At 60.3% G+C, this 20,263-nt stretch carries 17 protein-coding genes; 4 read left to right on the top strand and 13 right to left on the bottom strand.

Features of this window, described 5'->3' with window-relative positions; all coding sequences use genetic code 11:
* Positions 1-63 precede the first annotated feature (63 nt).
* Both ACO05M_RS06045 and ACO05M_RS06050 read right to left on the bottom strand, forming a co-directional pair.
* The gene (locus ACO05M_RS06045) at positions 64-2,565 is read right to left on the bottom strand and encodes an ABC transporter permease (protein WP_421868873.1); all 2,502 of its coding nucleotides are present in this window, start codon (positions 2,563-2,565) and stop codon (positions 64-66) included.
* Complete coding sequence (locus tag ACO05M_RS06050; protein ID WP_421868876.1) at positions 2,562-3,317, bottom strand: ABC transporter ATP-binding protein; 756 nt, start codon at positions 3,315-3,317, stop codon at positions 2,562-2,564. Before ACO05M_RS06050 ends, ACO05M_RS06045 begins: the two co-directional genes overlap by 4 nt.
* Between ACO05M_RS06050 and ACO05M_RS06055 the strand changes: the two genes are divergently transcribed.
* On the top strand, positions 3,317-3,979 hold the full coding sequence (locus tag ACO05M_RS06055; protein ID WP_421868879.1) for an arylesterase: 663 nt from the start codon (positions 3,317-3,319) through the stop codon (positions 3,977-3,979). The genes ACO05M_RS06050 and ACO05M_RS06055 overlap by 1 nt on opposite strands.
* Positions 3,980-4,055: 76 nt before the next feature.
* Complete coding sequence (locus ACO05M_RS06060; RefSeq protein ID WP_421868881.1) at positions 4,056-4,457, top strand: hypothetical protein; 402 nt, start codon at positions 4,056-4,058, stop codon at positions 4,455-4,457.
* Between the two features lie 8 nt (positions 4,458-4,465).
* Here ACO05M_RS06060 and ilvY read toward each other — a convergent pair whose 3' ends face one another.
* Entirely contained in the window at positions 4,466-5,344 is an 879-nt protein-coding gene (gene ilvY / locus ACO05M_RS06065) for an HTH-type transcriptional activator IlvY (RefSeq protein ID WP_421868884.1), read from the bottom strand.
* A gap of 199 nt (positions 5,345-5,543) precedes the next feature.
* Between ilvY and ilvC the strand changes: the two genes are divergently transcribed.
* The gene (gene ilvC / locus ACO05M_RS06070) at positions 5,544-6,560 is read left to right on the top strand and encodes a ketol-acid reductoisomerase (RefSeq protein WP_421868888.1); all 1,017 of its coding nucleotides are present in this window, start codon (positions 5,544-5,546) and stop codon (positions 6,558-6,560) included.
* Between the two features lie 157 nt (positions 6,561-6,717).
* Positions 6,718-8,118, top strand: a complete 1,401-nt coding sequence (locus ACO05M_RS06075) for a hypothetical protein (RefSeq protein ID WP_421868891.1) — start codon at positions 6,718-6,720, stop codon at positions 8,116-8,118.
* 108 nt (positions 8,119-8,226) lie between these two features.
* Here ACO05M_RS06075 and ACO05M_RS06080 read toward each other — a convergent pair whose 3' ends face one another.
* The 10 genes from ACO05M_RS06080 to dksA all read right to left on the bottom strand — a co-directional run bounded on the left by ACO05M_RS06080 (position 8,227) and on the right by dksA (position 20,239).
* A complete protein-coding gene (locus ACO05M_RS06080) occupies positions 8,227-9,405 on the bottom strand; it encodes an acetyl-CoA C-acetyltransferase (RefSeq protein ID WP_421868894.1) in 1,179 nt (392 codons plus the stop codon).
* A 289-nt stretch (positions 9,406-9,694) separates the two neighbouring features.
* Positions 9,695-10,555 (bottom strand): pantoate--beta-alanine ligase, encoded by an 861-nt coding sequence (gene panC / locus ACO05M_RS06085; RefSeq protein ID WP_421868897.1) that lies wholly within the window; start codon positions 10,553-10,555, stop codon positions 9,695-9,697.
* Positions 10,555-11,346: a 3-methyl-2-oxobutanoate hydroxymethyltransferase gene (panB, locus tag ACO05M_RS06090; RefSeq protein ID WP_421868900.1), complete on the bottom strand. Its 792-nt coding sequence runs from the start codon at positions 11,344-11,346 to the stop codon at positions 10,555-10,557. Before panB ends, panC begins: the two co-directional genes overlap by 1 nt.
* Positions 11,347-11,394: 48 nt before the next feature.
* Entirely contained in the window at positions 11,395-11,919 is a 525-nt protein-coding gene (gene folK, locus ACO05M_RS06095; RefSeq protein WP_421868903.1) for a 2-amino-4-hydroxy-6-hydroxymethyldihydropteridine diphosphokinase, read from the bottom strand.
* Positions 11,920-11,939: 20 nt separating this feature from the next.
* Positions 11,940-13,388 (bottom strand): polynucleotide adenylyltransferase PcnB, encoded by a 1,449-nt coding sequence (gene pcnB, locus ACO05M_RS06100; RefSeq protein ID WP_421868907.1) that lies wholly within the window; start codon positions 13,386-13,388, stop codon positions 11,940-11,942.
* 838 nt (positions 13,389-14,226) lie between these two features.
* Positions 14,227-15,672, bottom strand: coding sequence for a sigma-54-dependent transcriptional regulator (locus ACO05M_RS06105; protein WP_421868909.1), 1,446 nt, complete (start codon positions 15,670-15,672; stop codon positions 14,227-14,229).
* A complete protein-coding gene (locus ACO05M_RS06110; protein WP_421868913.1) occupies positions 15,672-18,650 on the bottom strand; it encodes an ATP-binding protein in 2,979 nt (992 codons plus the stop codon). Before ACO05M_RS06110 ends, ACO05M_RS06105 begins: the two co-directional genes overlap by 1 nt.
* The gene (locus ACO05M_RS06115) at positions 18,640-18,810 is read right to left on the bottom strand and encodes a hypothetical protein (RefSeq protein WP_165840167.1); all 171 of its coding nucleotides are present in this window, start codon (positions 18,808-18,810) and stop codon (positions 18,640-18,642) included. Before ACO05M_RS06115 ends, ACO05M_RS06110 begins: the two co-directional genes overlap by 11 nt.
* A gap of 25 nt (positions 18,811-18,835) precedes the next feature.
* On the bottom strand, positions 18,836-19,759 hold the full coding sequence (gene gluQRS / locus ACO05M_RS06120; RefSeq protein WP_421868916.1) for a tRNA glutamyl-Q(34) synthetase GluQRS: 924 nt from the start codon (positions 19,757-19,759) through the stop codon (positions 18,836-18,838).
* Between the two features lie 51 nt (positions 19,760-19,810).
* Positions 19,811-20,239 carry an RNA polymerase-binding protein DksA gene (dksA, locus tag ACO05M_RS06125; protein WP_421868919.1) on the bottom strand — a complete coding sequence of 143 codons (429 nt, stop codon included), beginning with the start codon at positions 20,237-20,239 and terminating at the stop codon, positions 19,811-19,813.
* Positions 20,240-20,263: the final 24 nt, after the last annotated feature.

Genomic DNA, 20,263 nt, shown 5'->3' on the forward strand with positions numbered 1-20,263 from the left:
TGGGGCACTCCCTGTTGGATTAACCGCGATCAGGTCGAGCTTCCGACAGAGCGGTGATCTATGTCAACCCTGCTCCCGCAGTACCCGCAACGGCGTTTGTCGTACCAGCTTGCGGGTTCCCAGGTGCCCCGCAAGCCCCACTAAGATCGCTCCGCACAACGGCGTGAACAGCCATAGCAGCAGTTCCGGTCGATAGCTCAGATCCAGCAGTTGTTGATAGAGCGCAAACCGGGTGCCCTCCACCAATAGTGCCGCGATCAAACCGGACATGGCTCCCAATAGGATAAATTCGGATGCCAGCATCCGTCGGATCAGTTGGCTGCGCGCGCCCAGGGTGCGGATCAACGCGCCCTCATGCAGTCGTTCGTCGAGGCTGGACGACAGGGCGGCGAACAGCACCGTGAAACCGGCTGCCAGTACGAACAGCAGCACGTACTCCACCGCCAGCGAGACCTGGGCGATGATCACCCGGATATTGCCCAGCAGTTGGTCGACCTCCAGCAGCGTCAGGGTCGGGAACTGCTCCATCAGGGTCACCAGCTCCCGCCGACGTTCCTCGGGCAGGTGGAAGCTGGTGATGTAGTTGGTCGGCAGACCGTCCAGCCCGCCGGGTGGGAAGATGATGTAGAAGTTGGGGCGCATGCTGCCCCAGTCGAGGTAACGGGTACTGACAATTTCAGCATCGATACTGCGGTAACCGAAATCGAACCGTAGCTGGTCACCCAGCTTCAGCCCCAGCTCCTGGGCCAGTTCCTGTTCGATCGAAACCCGGGGTTTGCCGTGGTCCTGCGGCGTCCACCACTGCCCCTGGATAATGCGGTTGTCGTCGGCCAGGGTGTCGCTGAAGGTCAGGTTCAGCTCCCGTCGCAGGGCATGACCGCCGGGGCTCTCTTCGGCGTGTAGGCTGATCGCTTCGACGCCGTTGATGTGGCTTAAACGGCCACGCACCATCGGATAGATGTCGCTGTACTCGATGCGGTTGTCATTCAGGTAACGCTCCAGCAACGGCACCTGCTCGGCCTGGATATTGATCAGGAAATTATTCGGCGCGTTGTCCGGCAGCGCCCGCTTCCAGCTGTCGACCAGATCGGCCCGGACCAGCAGGATCAGCGCCATCACCGCCAGCGTCAGGCTGAAGGCGATCAGTTGACTGATGCCGGCGCCGGGACGGCGCATCAGGTTGTTGAGGGCCAGGCGCCAGCTCAGCGGACCATTGAAGCGTCCCAGCAGGCGCAGCCCTCCCCAGCCGATCAGTCCCAGCAACAGGGCCGCCAAACCGCCACCGACGGTGATGATCAGGGTCAGTCGCAGGTCCTGGCTGTGCAGCCACAGCAGCAGCACCATCAGGGTGCCGGCGCAGCCGTAGACCAGCCAGGCACTGGTCGGTAGCGGGTCCAGCTCGCGTCGAAGTACCCGCAGCGGAGAGACCTGGCTCAGGCGCAGCAGCGGCGGCAGGGTGTAGCCGGCCAGTACCAGGATACCGGTGCCGAAACCGGTCAGCGCCGGTGCGATTCCGGGGCCGGGCAGGGAGACCGGCATCAGCCCGGCCAGTAGCGTTACCAGCCCGTACTGGGCCAGCCAGCCCAGGGCGACCCCGAGTAGCGCGGCCAGCAGTCCGGCCAGCAGCAGTTGCAGCGCGAACAGCTGCAGTATCCCTTTCTGGGGCTGCCCCAGGCAGCGCAGCAGCGCCGCGGTGTCGAAATGCCGCTCGCTGTAGCGCCGGGCGGCCATCGCGATGGCGACCCCGGCCAGCACCACCGCCAGCAGACTGGAGAGGTTCAGGTAACGCTGGGCCCGGGTCAGGGTGTTACCCAGCGATGGGTTTTCCTCACGGATATCCAGTAGCCGCTGCCCCGGCAGCATCTGCTCCGACAGCCACTGCTTGAAGGTGTCCAGGGCCGCTTCTTCGCCGTTGAACAGGTAGCGGTAGTTGGCCCGGCTGCCCGGTTGGATCACCTCGGCCTTGGCCAGGTCATCGATATGCATCATCAGCCGCGGCCGCAGGTTGAACAGACCGCCGCCGCGATCCGGCTCCTGCAGCAGGACCTTGGTGATCGTCAGCCGTTGATTGCCGACCTCGACACTATCGCCGACCTTCAGTTTCAGGCTTTCCAGCAATCGCGGTTCAACCCAGGCGGTGCCGGGTTCGGGTGGCTGAGCCAGCCGTTCCGGGGTGCCGCTGAGGCTGTCGCTGACCTTGGGGATGCCCTTGAGAGGATACTGTTGATCGACCGCCTTGATGCTCGACAGCATCATCTCGTCGCCCTGCATCACTATGCTGGGGAAGATCAGCTGTTTGCTCAGCTGCAGTCGGCGCTGCTGGGCTTCCGGCGCCAGGTCGAGTTGGAACTCGCGGGCGCTGGTCAGCACCAGGTCGGCGCCGAGAAATTCGGTGGCCTGGCGTACCAGGGCCCGTTCGACCCGGTCGGTGAAGAAACCGACGGCACTGCCGGCGGTCACGGCGATACAGAGCGCGATCAGCAGCAGGCGTAACTCACCGCTGCGCCATTCGCGCCGCAGTAGGCGGAGCGCCAGGGTCAGCGTCGAGCGACCAACCCCGATCATCGGACAACCTCTTCGGTGGCGTTGAGCTGTTCGACCAGGCGGCCATCGATCAGCTCCAGTTGGCGCTGGCAGCGTTCGGCCAGATGGATATCGTGGGTCACCAGAATCAGGGTGGTCTGCTGCTCCCGGTTCAGGTCGAACAGCAGCTCGATCACGGTCTCGCCGGTTTGGCGGTCCAGGTTGCCGGTGGGTTCATCGGCGAACAGAATCTGTGGATTGCTGGCGAAGGCGCGGGCGATCGCCACCCGTTGCTGTTCGCCACCGGACAGCTGCAGCGTGGTGTGATCCAGCCGCGAGCCGAGCCCGACCCGTTGCAGCAGGGTTTCTGCTTCGGTGGCAGCCTGACCGTGGCCGGCCAGTTCCAGCGGCAGCATGACATTTTCCAGCGCGGTCAGGGCCGGCAGCAGCTGGAAGTTCTGAAATACGAAGCCGACCTGTTCGCTGCGCAGCGTGGCACGTTGGTCCTCATCGAGCTGCTCCAGCGGTTGTCCGGCCAGACGGATCGATCCGCTGCTGGCGCGGTCCAAACCGGCAAGTAGCCCCAGCAGTGTCGACTTACCGGAACCGGACGCGCCCAGAATGGCGACACTTTCGCCACGGTTGACCTGTAGATTAAGGCCGCTGAGAATGACCAATTCACCCTGGCGGGCATCAACCCGGTGATCGAGTTGGTGAACCTGAATGATCGGGTCGCCATGGCTTTGGGAGATACTGTCTCGGGCGGCAGCGGTAACGGATAAGGAGTCAGGCATTGAAACGCTCTTGGTTGCGAATAACGGGTTGGTTGCTGTGGTCGCTGGTGTTGTGCGGAGCCTTGAATGTCCGGCTTGCAACCGCGGCACCGGTGACCGAACCTCGAGAACCGGTACTGTTGATTCTCGGAGATAGTATCAGCGCCGGCTATGGGCTGGAACCGGGCCGGGGCTGGACCTCTTTATTGGAACAACGACTGAGTGCCGAAGGTTCCCCATTACGGGTAATAAATGCCTCGGTCAGTGGCGATACCACCAGCGGCGGCTTGAGCCGGTTGCCGTCACTGCTGCAACAATACCGGCCTCAGGTGTTGGTGATCGAGCTGGGGGGTAATGATGGTCTTCGAGGTACGCCGCTGAAACTGATCGAGTCCAATCTGCACCAACTGGTGGCACTCGGGCAGCAATCCGGTGCTGAGGTGGTGCTGTTGGGGATGCGGATTCCACCCAACTATGGGCCTCGTTACAGCAATGGTTTCTACCAACTGTTCAGCCGGGTGGGTGAAGCGAGCGGGATCGCCTACCTGCCGTTCTTTCTTGAAGGGATCGGTGGTGTGCCGGAGCTGATGCAAGCCGACGGTATCCATCCCAATACCCAGGCACAGCCGAAACTGCTGGAGCTGGCCTGGCGGACCCTGGCGCCGCTGCTGGCTTCCCCCTGACAGTTCATCGTCGGTTCAGGCGCTAGCGCTGATAATAGCCTCGACAGTGACATAGGCGTTGCTGTCGGGAGTTGGCATGAAAACTATGATCGGGCCCCTCCTGTTACTGGCGGCACCGCTGGCCTGGGCCCACCCATCGACGATCGACTGCTGCGACAGCTACCGCCAGAGCTATGTCGGTACTTGGATTCAGGCATCGCCCTATCGCTACGGCACTTCGATCGAACTCCATCACGCGCTGCCCAACGGCTGGATCAGTATTCGCCATGGTGATGCGTACCTGGCTAAACGCTACAAGCGGGTCAAACCCTATCGTCATCGGGGCAAGTGGGGTCGAAAACCCTGGCACCGGCATGGGGTACATCCGTCGCACCGGGGGCATCGTTATGGGGTGCAGCGTTATCCCCATCGCTATCGCTCCGTGCGACCACAGTGGCGCCCCTGGCCGCTATATGTTCCGAGAGATCGACACTGGTAGCGACTAATCTAGTGGATGGAGTGCCAGAAGGCTTGAATCAGCGGGTTCTTGAGCTTTTTCTCCAGCGTAAAGAGACCGACTTCGTATGCGTCCAGCGCCGGGCGGGCCTCTAGAATCCGGACCCGCTGCGCCAGCGGGCTGTTATCCAGCACGATGCGGGGCACCACTCCGACACCAAATCCCAGGCTGACCATGCTGACGATCGCCTCGTGACCGGCCACCTGGGCGTAGATGGTCGGTTTGATCCCCTTGCGTTTGAACCAGCGATTGATCCTCTTCCGTGCCAAGCCGGACTCGGACAGGATCATTGGCGTCTTGGCCCAGTCGCTGACCCCATCCGGACCGATAGGCAGGTCGCTCTGGACCTCCTGGGTCGGGGCGATAAACACCAGCGGTGAGGTGGCGATGTGCTTGAACGCCAAACCGGCGGGCAGGCTTTCCGGCTTGGCGGCAATGGTGATCTCTTCGGTACCGGCCAGCACCCGGCCGATGGCCGACTCGGGATCGCCGGTGTGCAGTTTGATCTCGATCTTGGGATGGGCCTGGCGGAAGCTGCTGAGCAGATCGTACAGGAAGCTGTAGCTGGCGGTGACCGAGCAGTACATGCTGATCTCCCCCTGCAGCTCGCCCTGGGTCTCGGCCAGTTGCGACTGCAGCAGCTCCCAGGCGTTCAGGGTTTCACGGGCGTAGTTCTGGAATTTCACCCCGGCGGGAGTCAGGCTGACACTGCGGTTATCGCGCAGAAATAGCTCGGTACCCAGGTTCTCCTCCAGCTGCTTGATCGAGCGGCTCAGGGTTGAGGGGCTGATATGACTCAGTTCGCTGGCACGGCCGAAGTGCAGGGTTTCGGCAAGGGCGAGAAACTGGCTCAGTAGTCGATGGTCCATCGGAATGCTCGGGCTATCACAGAAAAACTAATGATGCGTATTATGCAATATTGTGTTGCATATATATCAGTTTACGCAACGACAAAGTTGGCGTATCTTGCCCACCAACGCTGAGGCGACCCTGATGAGTTGAGGTAGAAAGCACACAGGAAGCCGGGCAATTTCAGATTTGAATAACCTTAGATACAGGACCTTATCCATGCAGGTTTATTACGATAAAGATTGCGACCTCTCGATCATCCAGGGCAAGAAAGTTGCCGTTATCGGTTACGGCTCCCAGGGTCACGCCCACGCGTGCAACCTGAAAGATTCTGGCGTTGACGTGACCGTTGGTCTGCGTAGCGGTTCTGCTTCCGTGGCCAAGGCTGAAGCCCACGGTCTGAAGGTTTCTCCGGTTGCTGAAGCCGTTGCGGCTGCTGACCTGGTCATGATCCTGACTCCGGACGAGTTCCAGGGCCAACTGTACAAGAACGAGATCGAGCCGAACATCAAGCAGGGCGCTACCCTGGCTTTCGCTCACGGCTTCTCCGTCCTGTACAACCAAGTTGAGCCGCGTGCCGACCTGGACGTGATCATGGTTGCTCCTAAGGCACCGGGCCACACCGTACGTAACGAGTTCGTCAACGGCGGCGGTATCCCGGATCTGATCGCGATCCACCAGGACGTTTCCGGCAACGCCAAGCAGGTTGCGCTGTCTTACGCCATGGGCGTTGGCGGTGGCCGTTCCGGTATCATCGAGACCACTTTCAAAGACGAAACCGAAACCGACCTGTTCGGTGAGCAGGCGGTACTGTGCGGTGGCGCGGTTGAGCTGGTCAAGATGGGCTTCGAAACCCTGACCGAAGCGGGTTACGCGCCGGAGATGGCTTACTTCGAGTGTCTGCACGAACTGAAGCTGATCGTTGACCTGATGTACGAAGGCGGCATCGCCAACATGAACTACTCGATCTCCAACAATGCCGAGTACGGTGAGTACGTAACCGGTCCTGAGGTCATCAACGAAGAATCCCGCGCTGCCATGCGTAACGCCCTGAAGCGCATCCAGAACGGTGAGTACGCCAAGATGTTCATCACCGAAGGTCAGGCCAACTACCCGGCCATGACCGCGCGTCGTCGTAACAACGCCGCTCACCCGATCGAGCAGACCGGTGAGAAGCTGCGCTCCATGATGCCTTGGATCGCTGCCAACAAGATCGTCGACAAGAGCAAGAACTAAGCACTTGCCCTGTTGAGCTGATTGCGAAGCGCCCCGTTCGAAAGAGCGGGGCGTTTTTTTATGCGTCGGATCAACGAAAAACCTTGATACGGGTACAAAAAATAACCGATGGCGCTAATATCATGGGTAAGTTGAAGCGAAATCAGTTGCTTACCCGATGATGCCAGTACGGTCCCTGAGTCTCCGCCCGATATTGCATAGCCTGAAGAAGGCGGCGTTGCTGCCACTGCTGCTGCCGTTGCTGGCCTATGCCGGCGCCGAGTTCTATCTCCGCTATTCCTTAAACCAGGCCCTGGTTCAGATTCAGCAGTTGCTGCCCGACGGGGGGCGCTTCCACTACCGTGAGCTGAGTGCCGACTTTGATGGCCGGGTGGCGCTCAGCGGGGCTGAACTCTGGTTGCCGGGGATGCAGCAGCCGCTGAAATTCAGTCGCTTACAGCTCAAGGCCGAGGGCTGGGGTGAGCTGCTGGAGCAGGCGGACAACATCGACCAGGGCGTTCTGCCCGACAGCGGTCAGGTTAGCTTCTCCGTCGATCAAACCTCATTGCGCCAGCTGGCGTTGAAGCCGCTGAACCCCGGTCGCTATCTGCGGGGATGGCTGGGGTGCGTGACGCCGCCGACGGCAGGCGGGTTGGCGGCTTCGGCGCCGACAGCTGATCTGGACGGACAGTTGAATTACCGGTTCGAACCCGAAACCCACTATCTGAACCTGAGCCTGCAGCTTGAAGGGCCAAAATTTTATCGGGTCGAGCTGGAGGCCGATCTGGACATCGGCTATTCACGCTTGAGCCAGCAAACCCTGTCGACTCAGACGGTCGGGTTGGGCGGGGCCAAGCTGGCATTGCTCAATCGCGGAGCCCAAACGGCGTTGCTGGCGGAGTGCGGTGCGATGGGACGCTCCGGCCTGATTCAGGGTGAATATGTGGCACGGCAGAGCCGATTGATGCGTTTTGGTCTGGAGCAGCAGGGGTGGCAGGTCTCCGACACCCTGGAGCTGGCCTATCAGGACTATCTGTTCCTGCCAGTCGAGCTTCGATTACAGTGGCAGGCCCGCCAGGCGGTACCGCTGCAGCGATTGACCGAGGCTCAGGGTTGGGCAGATTTCACTATCCGGGTGGGATTGAACCGGTTCAATTCCGCCCGTGTGGATCTCGGTTGGCGTGAGCCCGAGTCGATCGCCAACAGGGGGCAGCAACGGGCTGAAGTCGAAGAGGTTCCGCTGGTTGCAGCAAACGAGGTGCCACTGACCGGGCTGCTTCCCGTTCAGGATCTTCAGGCCGAATCGACGGTCTCCGATACCCCGGCTATGCTGGTTTCGACACCTGATCCGGCGCCGAAACCGAGTTATCAGCCAGCCTATAAGCGAGTTTCGATTCCGCAGCTTAAAGCCCTGCTCGGCAGTCCATTGAAGCTGACCACCCGCAATGGTCGTCGAATCGAAGGGGTGCTCGATAGCGTCGAGCGTAATCGGTTGCAGTTGCGTCGTGAGGTGGCCGGTGGGGTTGCGATGGTGCCGGTGCGGTTAGACAGTATCGAGCAGCTGGCGGCGTATTTTTAAGCGGGGTTGATCGGTGCTTGCCGGGCTCTTAGAACGGGCGCTACGGTGGTGTTGATGCCAATAAAAAGGGGCCAGAAGGCCCCTTTTTATGCAGATAGCGGCTCGCGCTTAGCGCTCAACGGCCAGGGCGATACCCATACCGCCGCCGATGCACAGGGTCGCCAGACCTTTCTTGGCGTCACGTTTGACCATTTCGTGCAGCAGGGAGACCAGCACACGGCAGCCGGAGGCGCCGATCGGGTGGCCCAGCGCAATGGCTCCGCCGTTGACGTTGACCTTGTCGGTGTCCCAACCCAGGTCCTTGTTGACCGACATGGCTTGAGCGGCGAAGGCTTCGTTGGCCTCGATCAGATCCAGATCCTCAACGCTCCAACCGGCTTTCTCCAGAGTGTTCTGGGTGGCGCAGATCGGACCGGTGCCCATGATCGACGGATCGACACCGGCGGTGCCGTAAGCCTTGATGGTGGCCAGCGGCTCCAGGCCCAGCTCTTTGGCTTTTTCGGCGGAGCAGACGATAACCGCTGCGGCCCCATCGTTGATGGTGGAGGCGTTACCGGCGGTAACGGAACCGTCACGCTTGAAGGCCGGGCGCAGTTTGCCCAGCGCATCGGCGGTCACACCGGCGCGGGGCTGTTCGTCACGATCGAACACGATCGGGTCGCCCTTACGCTGCGGAATCTCAACCGGGATGATCTCGTCGTCAAAGCGATTGGCGGCCAGCGCGGCTTCGGCTTTGTTCTGAGACGCGGCGGCGAAAGCATCCTGCTCCTCACGGGAGAAGCCGTACTTGTCGACGATGTTCTCGGTGGTGATGCCCATGTGGTAGTCGTTAAACGCGTCCCACAGGCCGTCGTTGACCATGGTGTCAACCAGGTTCCAGTTGCCCATCTTCTGGCCGTTACGGGACTTGGGCAGGTAGTGGCCGGATTGGCTCATGCTTTCTTGGCCACCGGCGATGATCAGGTCGGCATCGCCGAGCATGATGGACTGGGCCGCCATGTGAACGGTCTTCAGACCGGAGCCACAAACCTTGTTGATGGTCAGGGCAGAGGTAGTAACCGGCAGACCGGCGTTGATGGCAGCCTGGCGGGCCGGGTTTTGACCGCAACCGGCGGTCAGGACTTGTCCCAGAATGACTTCGTCAACCTGCTCCGGTGCGATACCGGTTTTATCCAGCAGGCCTTTAATCACAATGGTGCCCAGCTGAGCGGCGGTCAGGGAAGACAGGGAACCATTGAACGCGCCGATGGCCGTACGGCCAGCAGCTACGATTACAACATCACGCATAGCAACGCCTCATCAATTACGAGCAATAAACCGCCGACGACTGCACCAACAATCGGCGATGTGCAATGCAGCAAAGCAGTCCGATTTTTCGTAACACGCCTCGTGCGGGAGAAACCAAGCTATCAGGAAAATCACGCCCCTGCAAAGGGGAGTGATCGAAAAATAGACTTGGCTATGGAGAGCGTTTCAGCGAAACGGACGGGACGCAGCCCCTGTTGCATCAGGGCTTGGGGCAAAAAAAATGGTTTGGCAGTGAATTCTACGGATCTGACTAAGCCCGGGTCAGGGCTTAGTCATGGTCGTCCAGGAACACTTCGCAGTTGTCGATCAGGCGCGCCGGGCCCAATTGTGCGGCTGCTAACACCACCAGCTCGCGGCAACCACTGGTGGCCGGTTGCAGGGTATGACGGTTACAGATGTGAACGTAGTCACGCTGGAAACCGACCGCTTCGAGTTGCTGGTTGGCCTGCTCTTCGAGGGTGTAGAACGAGCGGTTGCCCTGCTTCAAGGTGCTGACCAGCTGCTGCAGCACCTGATTCAGCGTCGGAGCAATCCTGAGCTGTTCCTCACTGAGGTAGCCGTTACGGGAGCTCATCGCCAGCCCGCTGGGCTCGCGGGCGGTATCGACGCCGACGATCTCAACCGGCAGGCTCAGATCTTCGGTCATCTGCCGGATCACCGCCAGCTGCTGATAATCCTTCTTGCCGAACACGGCGATATCCGGCTGCACAATCCCAAACAGCTTGGCGACGATGGTGGCAACGCCGCGGAAATGGGTCGGACGGCTCATGCCGCAGTGCATGTCCGACAGTGAGCGGACCTCGACCACGGTTTGGATCTCGGTACCACGGGGGTAGATCTCATGTACCGACGGCGCAAACAGCAGGTGACAGCCGTAGGCGGCAAGTTTCTGCTGATCTTCGGCCAGGGTGCGCGGGTAGCTGTCCAGGTCTTCGTTGGCACCGAACTGCAGCGGATTGACGAAGATACTGGAAACCACCAGGTCGCCGCGCTTGCCGGCTTCCTCGACCAGGCTCATGTGGCCGCAGTGGAGGTTGCCCATGGTCGGGACAAAGGCGATCTTGCGGCCTTCACGGCGGGCGCTGCTCAGTTGCGCCCGCAGCTCGGCAATGGTGTGAACCGTCTGCATTACTCGAACCAGTTTTCAGGTTGCGGGAAGGTCTGGTTATGGACGGCCTCAACATAGGCGCTGACGGCAGCCTGGATGCTGTCGGTCTCGGCCAGGAAGTTCTTGACGAAGCGGGGCTTTCTGCCCGACGTCACACCCAGCATATCGTGCAGTACCAGCACCTGGGCATCGGTGTCGGCACCGGCGCCGATGCCGATCACCGGGATGGAAACGGCTTCGGTGACGGCTTTGGCCAGTTCGGCCGGGACACATTCGAGCAGCAGCATAGCCGCGCCGGCCTGTTCCAGCGCCTTGGCATCGCTGAGCAGTTGCTCGGCGGCATCGCCACGGCCCTGGACCCGGTAGCCGCCGAGTACGTTAACGGTTTGGGGGGTCAGGCCCAGGTGGGCACAGACCGGTACACCGCGCTCGCTCAACAGGCTGATGCTGTCGCCCAGCCAGGCGGCGCCTTCGAGTTTGACGATATGGGCACCGGCCTGCATCAGCGCAGCGGCGCTGTCCATCGCCTGTTCCGGGGTGCTGTAACTCATAAAGGGCAGATCGGCCATGATAAAGGCGCCCTTGTTGCCCTTCTTAACGCAGGCGGTGTGGTACGCCATCTCTTCGACGCTGACCGGTAGGGTGCTGTCGTTACCCTGCAAAACCATGCCTAACGAATCGCCTACCAGGATCACTTCAACCCCGGCTTCGCTGACCAATTGGGCGAAGGTGGCGTCGTAGGCGGTCAGGCAGCTGAACTTTTTACCCTCGCTCTTCATTTGCGAGAGGGTGTGCAAGTTTATGTTTTTCATAACAATTCGTCGTTTTAACTCTGGAGCCGAAAGCGGCGATGGGGCGGATTATACCTCTAGCGGCTCAAGCGTGCCCAGCGTACAAAGGTTTACATGGTCACAAATTGAGCGACCATCGGGGAATTTGAGCGTCGGTTCGAGCTCTTGAAGCGGGTAGAGGACAAAGTTTCTGTCGCTCATATGGGGGTGGGGAACCTGCAGACGGGGCAGATCGATCTGACGATCGCCGTACAGCAGGATATCCAGGTCGAGGGTGCGCGGGCCCCAATGCTGCAGACGGACGCGACGGTGTTGCTGCTCCAGCGCCTGCAGCTGGTCCAGTAGATCCAGTGGTTGCAGTCGGGTCTCCAGGCGGGCGACCGCGTTGATGTAATCCGGCTGTCCCGCTGGCCCGACCGGATCGCTGCGGTAGAGGCGCGAATGGGCCAGGTTGCTGCAGTGGGGCAGTTCGGCCAATTCCTGCAGGGCCTGCTGGACCTGTTTGAGCGGATCTTCCAGATTGCTGCCCAGACCGATATAGCAGCACAGCGGCTGTGCCAGTAGCTCGAACTCGGTCTGGGTGTGGCTGCTCATGGTTGATCCGCTCGGGTCGATCAGACGTTGGACTTGGGTTTGCGGCGGCGCGGACGACGGCGCTTGCGGGCCTGGCCGCTGCCCAGATCGCCGACCATCTGCTCGCGCTGCTCGTTGCGGGCCGACTGGAACTCGGTCCACCACTGGCCCAGACCGTCAAGCTGTTCGCCGCTGGCCTCGCGCATCAGCAGGAAGTCATAGGCGGCACGGAAGCGGGGGTGCTCCAGCAGCTGGTTGGCACGGTTGCCGTTACGACGCGGTAGCCGGTACTGCAGCTCCCAGATATCACGCATGGTGCCGGAGAAACGACGCGGAATCGACGAGGCCTGGGACTGGCGCTGGTGGATCTCCTGCGCGGCCTGATGCAGAGCCGGAATCGGTGGTACGCCCTGGGACTTGAGTCGCTCCAGAATCTGTTGCATCGGGTGCCAAAGCATCGCTGCGTACAGGAAGGCCGGGGTGACGCTCTGGCCCCGCTTAACTCGGGCGTCGGTGTTCCGCAGCGCCTGGACGATCAGTCGTTCGGCGGCCTGACCCTGCTCGCTTTCGAGGAAACGGTGGGTCAGCGGGAACAGGGACTCAAACAACCGGAAATGACGCAGCATCGCAAAGGTGGTCTCGCCCTGACCGGATAGGAACAGTTTGAGCACCTCTTCGAACAGTCGTGCCGCCGGAATGTCGTTGAGCAGATAGGCCAGACGCTTGATCGGCTCCTCGGTTTCCGGGGCCATAACGAATTCCAGCTTGGCTGCAAAGCGGATCGCCCGCAGCATCCGCACCGGGTCTTCCCGGTAGCGCTCTTCCGGGTCGCCGATCATTCGCAGAGTACGGTTATCCAGATCCTGCAGGCCATTGGCATAGTCGTGGATGCTGAAGTCTTTGATCGAGTAGTAGAGCGCATTGACGGTGAAATCGCGACGCAGGGCGTCCTCTTCAACCGTGCCGTAGACGTTGTCGCGCAGAATCAGGCCGCTGTCGGACTGTTTGCCGTGTTGCTCGTCGTTATTGTGAACCGCCTGGTGGCTGGCGCGGAAGGTGGCGACCTCGATGATCTCGCGCCCGAAACGGACATGGACCAGTTTGAAACGGCGACCGATCAGGCGGGAGTTGCGGAACAGGTCGTGGACCTCTTCCGGGTGGGCCTCGGTGGCCACATCAAAATCTTTCGGTTTTTCGCCCAGCAGCAGGTCGCGGACACAGCCGCCGACCAGATAACCTTCGTAGCCGCCGTCCTTGAGGCGGTAGAGAACCTTGAGGGCGTTGTCACTCATCTGTCGGCGTGACAGCTGGTGATGGTCGCGGGCAATGATACGGGGGCCGTGTTCAGGCATAGGGTTTGAATCAGATCCGGTTTCAGACTCGGGACGGGAGGCCGGTTTGCCGTTGGTGAGATTGATAAACAGCAGAAAGCCGATCACAAGCCAGGGCAGCAGCGCCAGGCAGATGCCGAGTAGCGGGGAAGAGTCCATATTATTATTGGATGAATAACTGCGTTGAAAAAAGAGCGCAATGATACCACCGGCGACGAGGCTGGCAAATCAGCATTATCGAGTTTATGGGGCTTTGGCGGCAGAAGACAGAATAATACGACCGTCATCAGATAACGGTTGATCAAGCGAAGGAGCTTTTAGAGTAAGTCAGAAGGGGAGTGTCTGATGAATGAAAGAGGGCCAGCCGCTTCGGATAATGGTGAGTAGGGATCGCTAAACGGGTTGTTATTTTTATTCCCGTCACTGCAATCGAAGGCAACCATTTCCAAAAGCGGCCAGCGGTGTTCCATTTGTTATTTTTGTTTGGAACGTGCCCGTTACCGCTGAACCCTTTTTATTTTTATTGAGTTCTAGGTACAGGATTTCTTGTTGTTGTTGCGAATAACTATAGCAGGCGCTGTGCCAACTTATAAATTTCCTTTAATAACAGGTATTTAAAAAATATATCCTGACATTGGTAACATTTATGCCAAGGATTGGGTAGCAAAGTGTTACCCCTTGTAACCGTGAGGGTAACAGTTGGGTGTGTTGTTACGTAACACTTTTTCCAGCTTCTAGAATCGCTCCGTGGGGCAATTAGACTTTCTGATTAAGGGGCTGTCGCCGCTATGTCGTTCCGTTTCTGCGGTTCGGTCCGCAGATCAGTAAATCACGGTTAGGGGGCTGTCGGGGACTGGTGATAGGCACAGGAGCAACGTAGTGCCGGTCCGGAGATCTGGGGGCTGAAATAAAAAGAATCGCAGGGTCCGCGGGGTTGAGCGGGTGGGGTAACGGCAGACCGGCATCGGTTGCCGTATTCAGAATAATGACTGGGGAATTACTTGGGCTTTCGTGGAATTCCCAGCTTCTGGCGACGCTCCCATAGGGTTTTGCGGCTGATTCCCAATCGCTTGGCCAGTTCCGTTTCGGTCATCTGATCCTGATTGTCGAGCACAAAACGTTGGAAGTAATCTTCCAGTGACAGGGCGGCTGAGTGGGCGGAGCTGTCGCTGCCCATAAAGGGTTCGCCGACCGGTTTCTCCGCCGCCGTTGATACACCGGCTCGGTGTGCAGTGCTGCTCGATTCCGCCTGGCGGGCACTGTATTGCGGATCCAGGCCGAGTAGCTCCGGGGTGATCTGTTCGGCTTCGTTGAGGATAACCGCCCGTTCGATGGCATTCTCCAGTTCGCGCACATTACCGGGCCATTGGTAGGCGGTCATCGCCTGCCGGGTTTCAGGGGCCAACTGCATCGCTGCGCAGCCCATCCGGGCGCAGGCCTTGAGCAGGAACTTGTTGGCCAGCTCGATAATATCTTCGCCGCGATCTCGCAGCGGTGGCATCGCAATCTCCATGATATAGAGGCGATAAAACAGGTCTTCACGGAATTTGCCGGTGCGGGTCAGGGCCTTGAGGTCGCGGTGGGTGGCGGCGATCAGGCGGATATCCACCTGCATCGGTTGAACCGAGCCGACCCGGCGGATCTCTCCCTCCTGCAGTACCCGCAGCAGGCGGGCCTGGGCTTCGAGCGGCAGTTCACCGATCTCGTCCAGAAACAGGGTGCCACCGTTGGCGGCTTCGATCAGACCCCGGTGAGTGCTGACCGCGCCGGTGAAGGCGCCCTTTTCGTGACCGAACAGTTCGGATTCGATCAGGGTTTCCGGAATTGCTGCGCAGTTAACCGAAATCATCGGCGCATCGTGGCGCTGACTCTGCTGGTGGATCGAGTGGGCGGCCAGCTCCTTACCGGTCCCTGATTCGCCCTGGATCAACACAGTGGCATCGGTCCTGGCCACCTTGCGGATACGTGAAAACAGCTCCAGCATCGGCTGACTACGTCCCAGCATCTGGCCGGCACTCGGCTCGGCGGCCTCGTCTGCAGCGGCGTCAGTGCCCTGATCCTGTGAGGGTTGTGCGCTGGCCGACGCGCTGGCGGCACTCTGACTGAGAATTGCGGCGATGCTCTGCAGCATCTCCTCGTGATCGAACGGTTTGGCGATATAGTCGACCGCCCCCTGCTTCATCGCTTCGATGGCCGAGCGCATGCTGGCGTAACTGGTCATGATCAGCACCGGGGTCGGACCGGCCAGTTCGATCAGGTCGGTTCCCTCTCGACCCGGCAACCGAAGGTCGCTGATCACCAGATCGAAGTCTTCAAGCCGAAACAGCTCCAATGCCTGATCGACCGACCCGGCGATACTGACCTGGTAGTCATTTCGCTCGAGCAGCTTTTTCAGTGCGGTTCGGATGATCTCTTCGTCTTCGACGATCAGGATGTTGCTCATCAATCGTTTTCTCGGTTACTGCCGCTGAGGTCCTGGGCCCGGGGAAGGGTCAGGGTGACCCGGGTCCCTCTATTTTGTTCAACATCGGCAGGGCTTTCAATCTGGATGCTGCCGTAATGTTCTTCGATGATGTTGTAGATCAGCGCCAGGCCAAGGCCGGTGCCTTCGCCGGGCTCTTTGGTGGTGAAGAACGGCTCGAACAGGCGGCTCTGCAGTTCTTTGGGAATGCCGCTGCCCTGGTCGACGATATGTACCTGCAGGCTGTCGTTGCTCTGTTCGCTTTCGATTCGGATGGTCTGGCCATCTTCGGAGGCGTCGGCGGCGTTATTGAGTAGATTGATAAATACCTGCAGCAACCGTTGCATGTCGCCGTGCAGCTGCAACCCGGAATCGCATAGATTGAGGTAGTTGAGTTGTTTGCGACGACTGTCGAGCCGCACCAGTTCGATCGCCTGCTCGACGCAAAGATTCAGCGACAAGGGCTGCTGGGCGCCCGGACGGTACTGGGTGCCGGTATGGGCGAAGCTCATCAGCGACTTGATGATATTGTCGACCCGGGCGGTCTGTTGCAGGATCTGTTCGCCGGTCTGGTTAATCTCATCCTGATCGGTTTCGTACTTGAGGTTCTGCGCCAGGCAGGCGATGCCGGTGATCGGGTTGCCGACCTCATGGGCGACGCCGGCGGCCAGGCGGCCGATTGACGCCAGCCGTTCGCTGTGGGCCAGCTCATCGGCCAGCAGCTGGTTTTCGGTCTGATCCTCCAGCAACAGGACCTGACCGGCGTGAGGGTGCAGGCGGGCGCTATAGAAATTGTTGGACTGGGTCGGCGGCAGTGCGCCGAGGCGTTGCTCGTGCAGCGAGGCTTTGTGAAGGCTGAAGAAACGCGCCTGATTATCGGTGGTCAGCCGCTGGTTGAGTAACTGGTTGCTCGGCTGTTCGGCAAACTGGCTCAGTAGCTCGCGCCAGGGGGGCGGCAGTATCTCCAGCCGGTGGCCGATCACCTGGGCGCCGGGTACGCCGGTGAACTGCTCCATCTCGACATTCCACAGTAGAATTTCACCGGCTTCACCGAGGGAGCAGACCCCCACCGGCATGCGTTGCAGCGTGGTTCGGTGCAGCTGGCGCAGCTCGTCGAGTTCGGCGGCCAGTCCCGACAGCCGGCTACGGGACTGTTCCAGGTGACTTTCCAGCAGGTGGATGTCCCGGCGTCGGTAGCCTCGGTTATCGCCGGCCTCCAGGCTCATCACCGAGAAAGCTTCCACCGGGCCCAACAGCGCCGATAGATTGTGCTCCAGTTGGTCCTGTAGCTGTTCGATCGCCTGGGGGTTGGTTTCGGATTCCGACAACTGTAACTGTTGCAGGGCCTCGGCAACCTCGCGGTGAGCGACATCGTCACCGAGCCGTTCGCTCAGATGTTGAATCAGCGCCGGCACGTCAGCCAGCGGCGGGCGCGTGCTCTGGGGTCGGTGCAGGGCACTCAGTACACAGGAGTTGGCGGCCAGGCGCTCATCCTGACTGGGTTTGTTCAATGAGGAGATCATCAGGAACACGATCACGTTGGCCGCCAGGGCCAGGGTGGCGACCTCGTGCCAGTTGCCGCTGTTCAGCTCCAGAGCAACCCGCGAACTCTCCGGTAGCAGCGGCATCAGCATCGACAACAGCCAGATTCCCATGCCCAACAGCAGCCCCAGGATAAAGCCCTGACGGTTGCCGCCGGGCCAAAACAGGGTGGCCAGCAATCCGGGCAGGAACTGCATAAAGGCGATAAAGGCGATCAAACCCATGTGGTGCAGCTCGGCGCGGCCGTTGGTGGCCAGGTAGAACAGGTAGCTGAGCAGGGTGATCTGCAGAATCAACAGACGTCGGTTGAGTACCAGTCGGTTGTAGAGCGGTTCGCTATTGTGATTGCTGACGTAGGGCAGCACCAGGTGATTCAGCACCATCCCGGCCAGCGCAATGGTACACAGAATAATCAAACCGGCTGCCGCCGACAGGCCGCCGATATAGGTCAGCATCGTCAGCCAGGGGGCGTTGGTATGCAGCCCCAGCAACAGGCCGAAATACTCCGGCCGTCCCGGAATATCCAGCGCCAGCCCAGCCCAGAGTACCGGAGGAATCGCCGCCGACAGCAGCAACAGCAGCAGCGGAAAGCCCCAGCTGGCTTTGTTCAGGGCACGGGCATCGCTGTTTTCGGTAAACAGCAGGTGGAACATATGGGGAGCGACCACCGCCGAGGCCATAAAGCCGAACAGCAGGGTGCGCCAGTAATCGCCCTCGACCGGCTTATACAGCGAGGTGGCTTCGATGGCGTGCCTGGCCAACCACTGCTCCATTTCGGCATTGCTGCCGAACACACCGTAGATGGCGAACAGTCCCAGCGCGACCATTGCAATTAGTTTGAACACGACCCCGGCTGCCATCGCCGTGACCAGTCCGGCGGTGCGATGGCGCACCGACGGGTGGCGGGTGCCGAACAGCACCGAGAACAGCGCGGTGGTGGCGCAGAACGCCATCGCGATCAGGTCGGTGTTCTGCTCGCCAGACAGCAGCCGGATACTGTCGGTGACCGCCTCGATCTGGGTGGCGATCAGCGGCAGACTGGCCAATAGTATCAGGATGGTGACCAGGGTGCCGGCCAGTTGGCTGCGGAATCGGAACGCGAACAGGTCGGCCACCGAGCTGAGCTGATAGGACTTGGTGATCCGTAGCAGCGGCTGCAGGATGACCGGTGCCAAGACAAAGGTCAGCGAGGCGCCGAAGTAGGCGGCCAGATAGGCATAGCCGTAATTCTGGGCCAGTCCGATGGTGCCGTAAAAGGTCCAGGCGCTGGCGTAAACGCCCAGTGCGGCTATAAAGACCGCCGGATGGCTGGAGATGCGCTTCGGGATATAGTTGCGATTGGTGGCGGCCGCGATACCGAACAGCAGCAGTAGGAAGCCGGCGCTGATCGCAAACAGCAGGGTCAGGCTAAAGGTCATCACTGCTCCGCTTGTGTTCCAACCAGGCAACCGCACCGATCAGGGTCAGCCAGATCATGAACGGGGAGTACCAGGGGCGCTCCATGTTGCTCCAGGAGTCAATCATACTCGGTGACAGCAGGTAGATGCTCAGCACCAGTACGGCGACCAAACGGTACATCGACAAGGGTGGTTCCTCCTGTCCGTCAGCGGTGTTCAGTTTCGAGCAGAGATTCGGGCAGATGCGGCTGTCGCGGAATCTGTCTCAGCTGCCAGTGCTCGCAACCCCAAGTCAGGATCTCATGGGCTTGAGCCTGCCGCAACGATGGCGGCGGTTGTTGCCCTAACAGCAGCAGTGCCTGGAATAAGCTGGGACCGGGGTTGGCAGCGTCGATGGCGCTGGCGTAGGTCTGTTTGCTGAGTTTCTGGCCCTGGTCGTTCACCAGAATCGGAATATGGGCGTAGCCCGGTGTCGGCAGCTCGAGCCGTCGCTGCAGATGAATCTGGCGCGCGGTGGAGTCGAGCAGGTCGTAGCCGCGGACCACCTGATTGACGCCCTGGGCCGCATCGTCGACCACCACTGCCAACTGGTAGGCGAATAAGCCGTCGCGGCGGCGGATGACAAAATCACCCACCTCGGTGGCCAATTGCTGTCGTTGCGGCCCCTGGATCGCATCGGTAAAGGCGATGGTTTCGTCGTCGACGCACAGGCGGATCGCCAGCGGCAGGTCGGACTCGATCGGCTGGCGATGACGGCAGTAGCCGTCGTAGATGCGGCTGTTGCGCATCAGAATCTGACTCCGCGAGCAGTCACAGCCGTAGGCTGCGCCGCTGTCGATCAGCTGCTGCAAGACCTGGTGATAGTGTTCAAGGCGCTGGCTTTGGTACCAGACCGGGCCGTCCCACTCGAAACCGAAGGCTTCCAGCGTCTTCAGAATTTGATCGGCAGCCCCCGGGACTTCACGGGGTGGATCCAGGTCTTCCATCCGTACCAGCCATCGGCCTTGCCGGCTGCGGGCGTCAAGGTAGCTGGCCAGTGCCGCTAACAGGGAGCCGAAGTGGAGTAATCCGGTGGGAGAGGGGGCGAAGCGGCCGATATAGTTGGCGGCCGCAGTACGGGGCTGAGTCAACGTCCGTGGAGCAGAGGGCTGTGCCGCCGCCGAGGCTGCGGCACATGAGCATTAGCTGCCCAGCTGCTTCTCTTTGATCTCCGCCAGTGTCTTGCAGTCGATGCAGAGGGTGGCGGTCGGACGGGCTTCCAGTCGACGGATGCCGATCTCAACACCGCAGGAGTCACAGAAACCGTAGTCGTCGGCGTCGATACGCTCGATGGTTTCGTTGATCTTCTTGGTCAGCTTGCGTTCGCGGTCACGGGTACGCAGTTCCAGGCTGAATTCCTCTTCCTGGCTGGCGCGGTCGGACGGGTCAGCAAAGTTGGCTGCCTCTTCCTGCATATGGTTGATGGTGCTGTCGACCTCTTCCATCAGTTCCTGTTTCCAGGCGTTCAGAATGTTTCTGAAGTGGTCGCGCTGAGCCTCATTCATGTACTCTTCGCCTTCGGCAGGCTGGTACGGCTCGTAGTGTTTCAGCAGTGATTCTTTATCTGGCATAGTCTGCCTCACTTCTTATAAAAA

This window comes from Motiliproteus sp. (assembly GCF_965230735.1).
Classification (GTDB): Bacteria; Pseudomonadota; Gammaproteobacteria; order Pseudomonadales; family Balneatricaceae; genus Motiliproteus.

Bases quoted from the DNA above. Each gene is read 5' to 3' on its own strand.
- ACO05M_RS06045 (WP_421868873.1), bottom strand. From the start codon at position 2,565: ATGATCGGGGTTGGTCGCTCGACGCTGACCCTGGCGCTCCGCCTACTG.
- ACO05M_RS06050 (WP_421868876.1), bottom strand. From the start codon at position 3,317: ATGCCTGACTCCTTATCCGTTACCGCTGCCGCCCGAGACAGTATCTCC.
- ACO05M_RS06060 (WP_421868881.1), top strand. From the start codon at position 4,056: ATGAAAACTATGATCGGGCCCCTCCTGTTACTGGCGGCACCGCTGGCC.
- ilvY (WP_421868884.1), bottom strand. From the start codon at position 5,344: ATGGACCATCGACTACTGAGCCAGTTTCTCGCCCTTGCCGAAACCCTG.
- ilvC (WP_421868888.1), top strand. From the start codon at position 5,544: ATGCAGGTTTATTACGATAAAGATTGCGACCTCTCGATCATCCAGGGC.
- ACO05M_RS06075 (WP_421868891.1), top strand. From the start codon at position 6,718: ATGATGCCAGTACGGTCCCTGAGTCTCCGCCCGATATTGCATAGCCTG.
- ACO05M_RS06080 (WP_421868894.1), bottom strand. From the start codon at position 9,405: ATGCGTGATGTTGTAATCGTAGCTGCTGGCCGTACGGCCATCGGCGCG.
- panC (WP_421868897.1), bottom strand. From the start codon at position 10,555: ATGCAGACGGTTCACACCATTGCCGAGCTGCGGGCGCAACTGAGCAGC.
- panB (WP_421868900.1), bottom strand. From the start codon at position 11,346: ATGAAAAACATAAACTTGCACACCCTCTCGCAAATGAAGAGCGAGGGT.
- folK (WP_421868903.1), bottom strand. From the start codon at position 11,919: ATGAGCAGCCACACCCAGACCGAGTTCGAGCTACTGGCACAGCCGCTG.
- pcnB (WP_421868907.1), bottom strand. From the start codon at position 13,388: ATGGACTCTTCCCCGCTACTCGGCATCTGCCTGGCGCTGCTGCCCTGG.
- ACO05M_RS06105 (WP_421868909.1), bottom strand. From the start codon at position 15,672: ATGAGCAACATCCTGATCGTCGAAGACGAAGAGATCATCCGAACCGCA.
- ACO05M_RS06110 (WP_421868913.1), bottom strand. From the start codon at position 18,650: ATGACCTTTAGCCTGACCCTGCTGTTTGCGATCAGCGCCGGCTTCCTA.
- ACO05M_RS06115 (WP_165840167.1), bottom strand. From the start codon at position 18,810: ATGTACCGTTTGGTCGCCGTACTGGTGCTGAGCATCTACCTGCTGTCA.
- dksA (WP_421868919.1), bottom strand. From the start codon at position 20,239: ATGCCAGATAAAGAATCACTGCTGAAACACTACGAGCCGTACCAGCCT.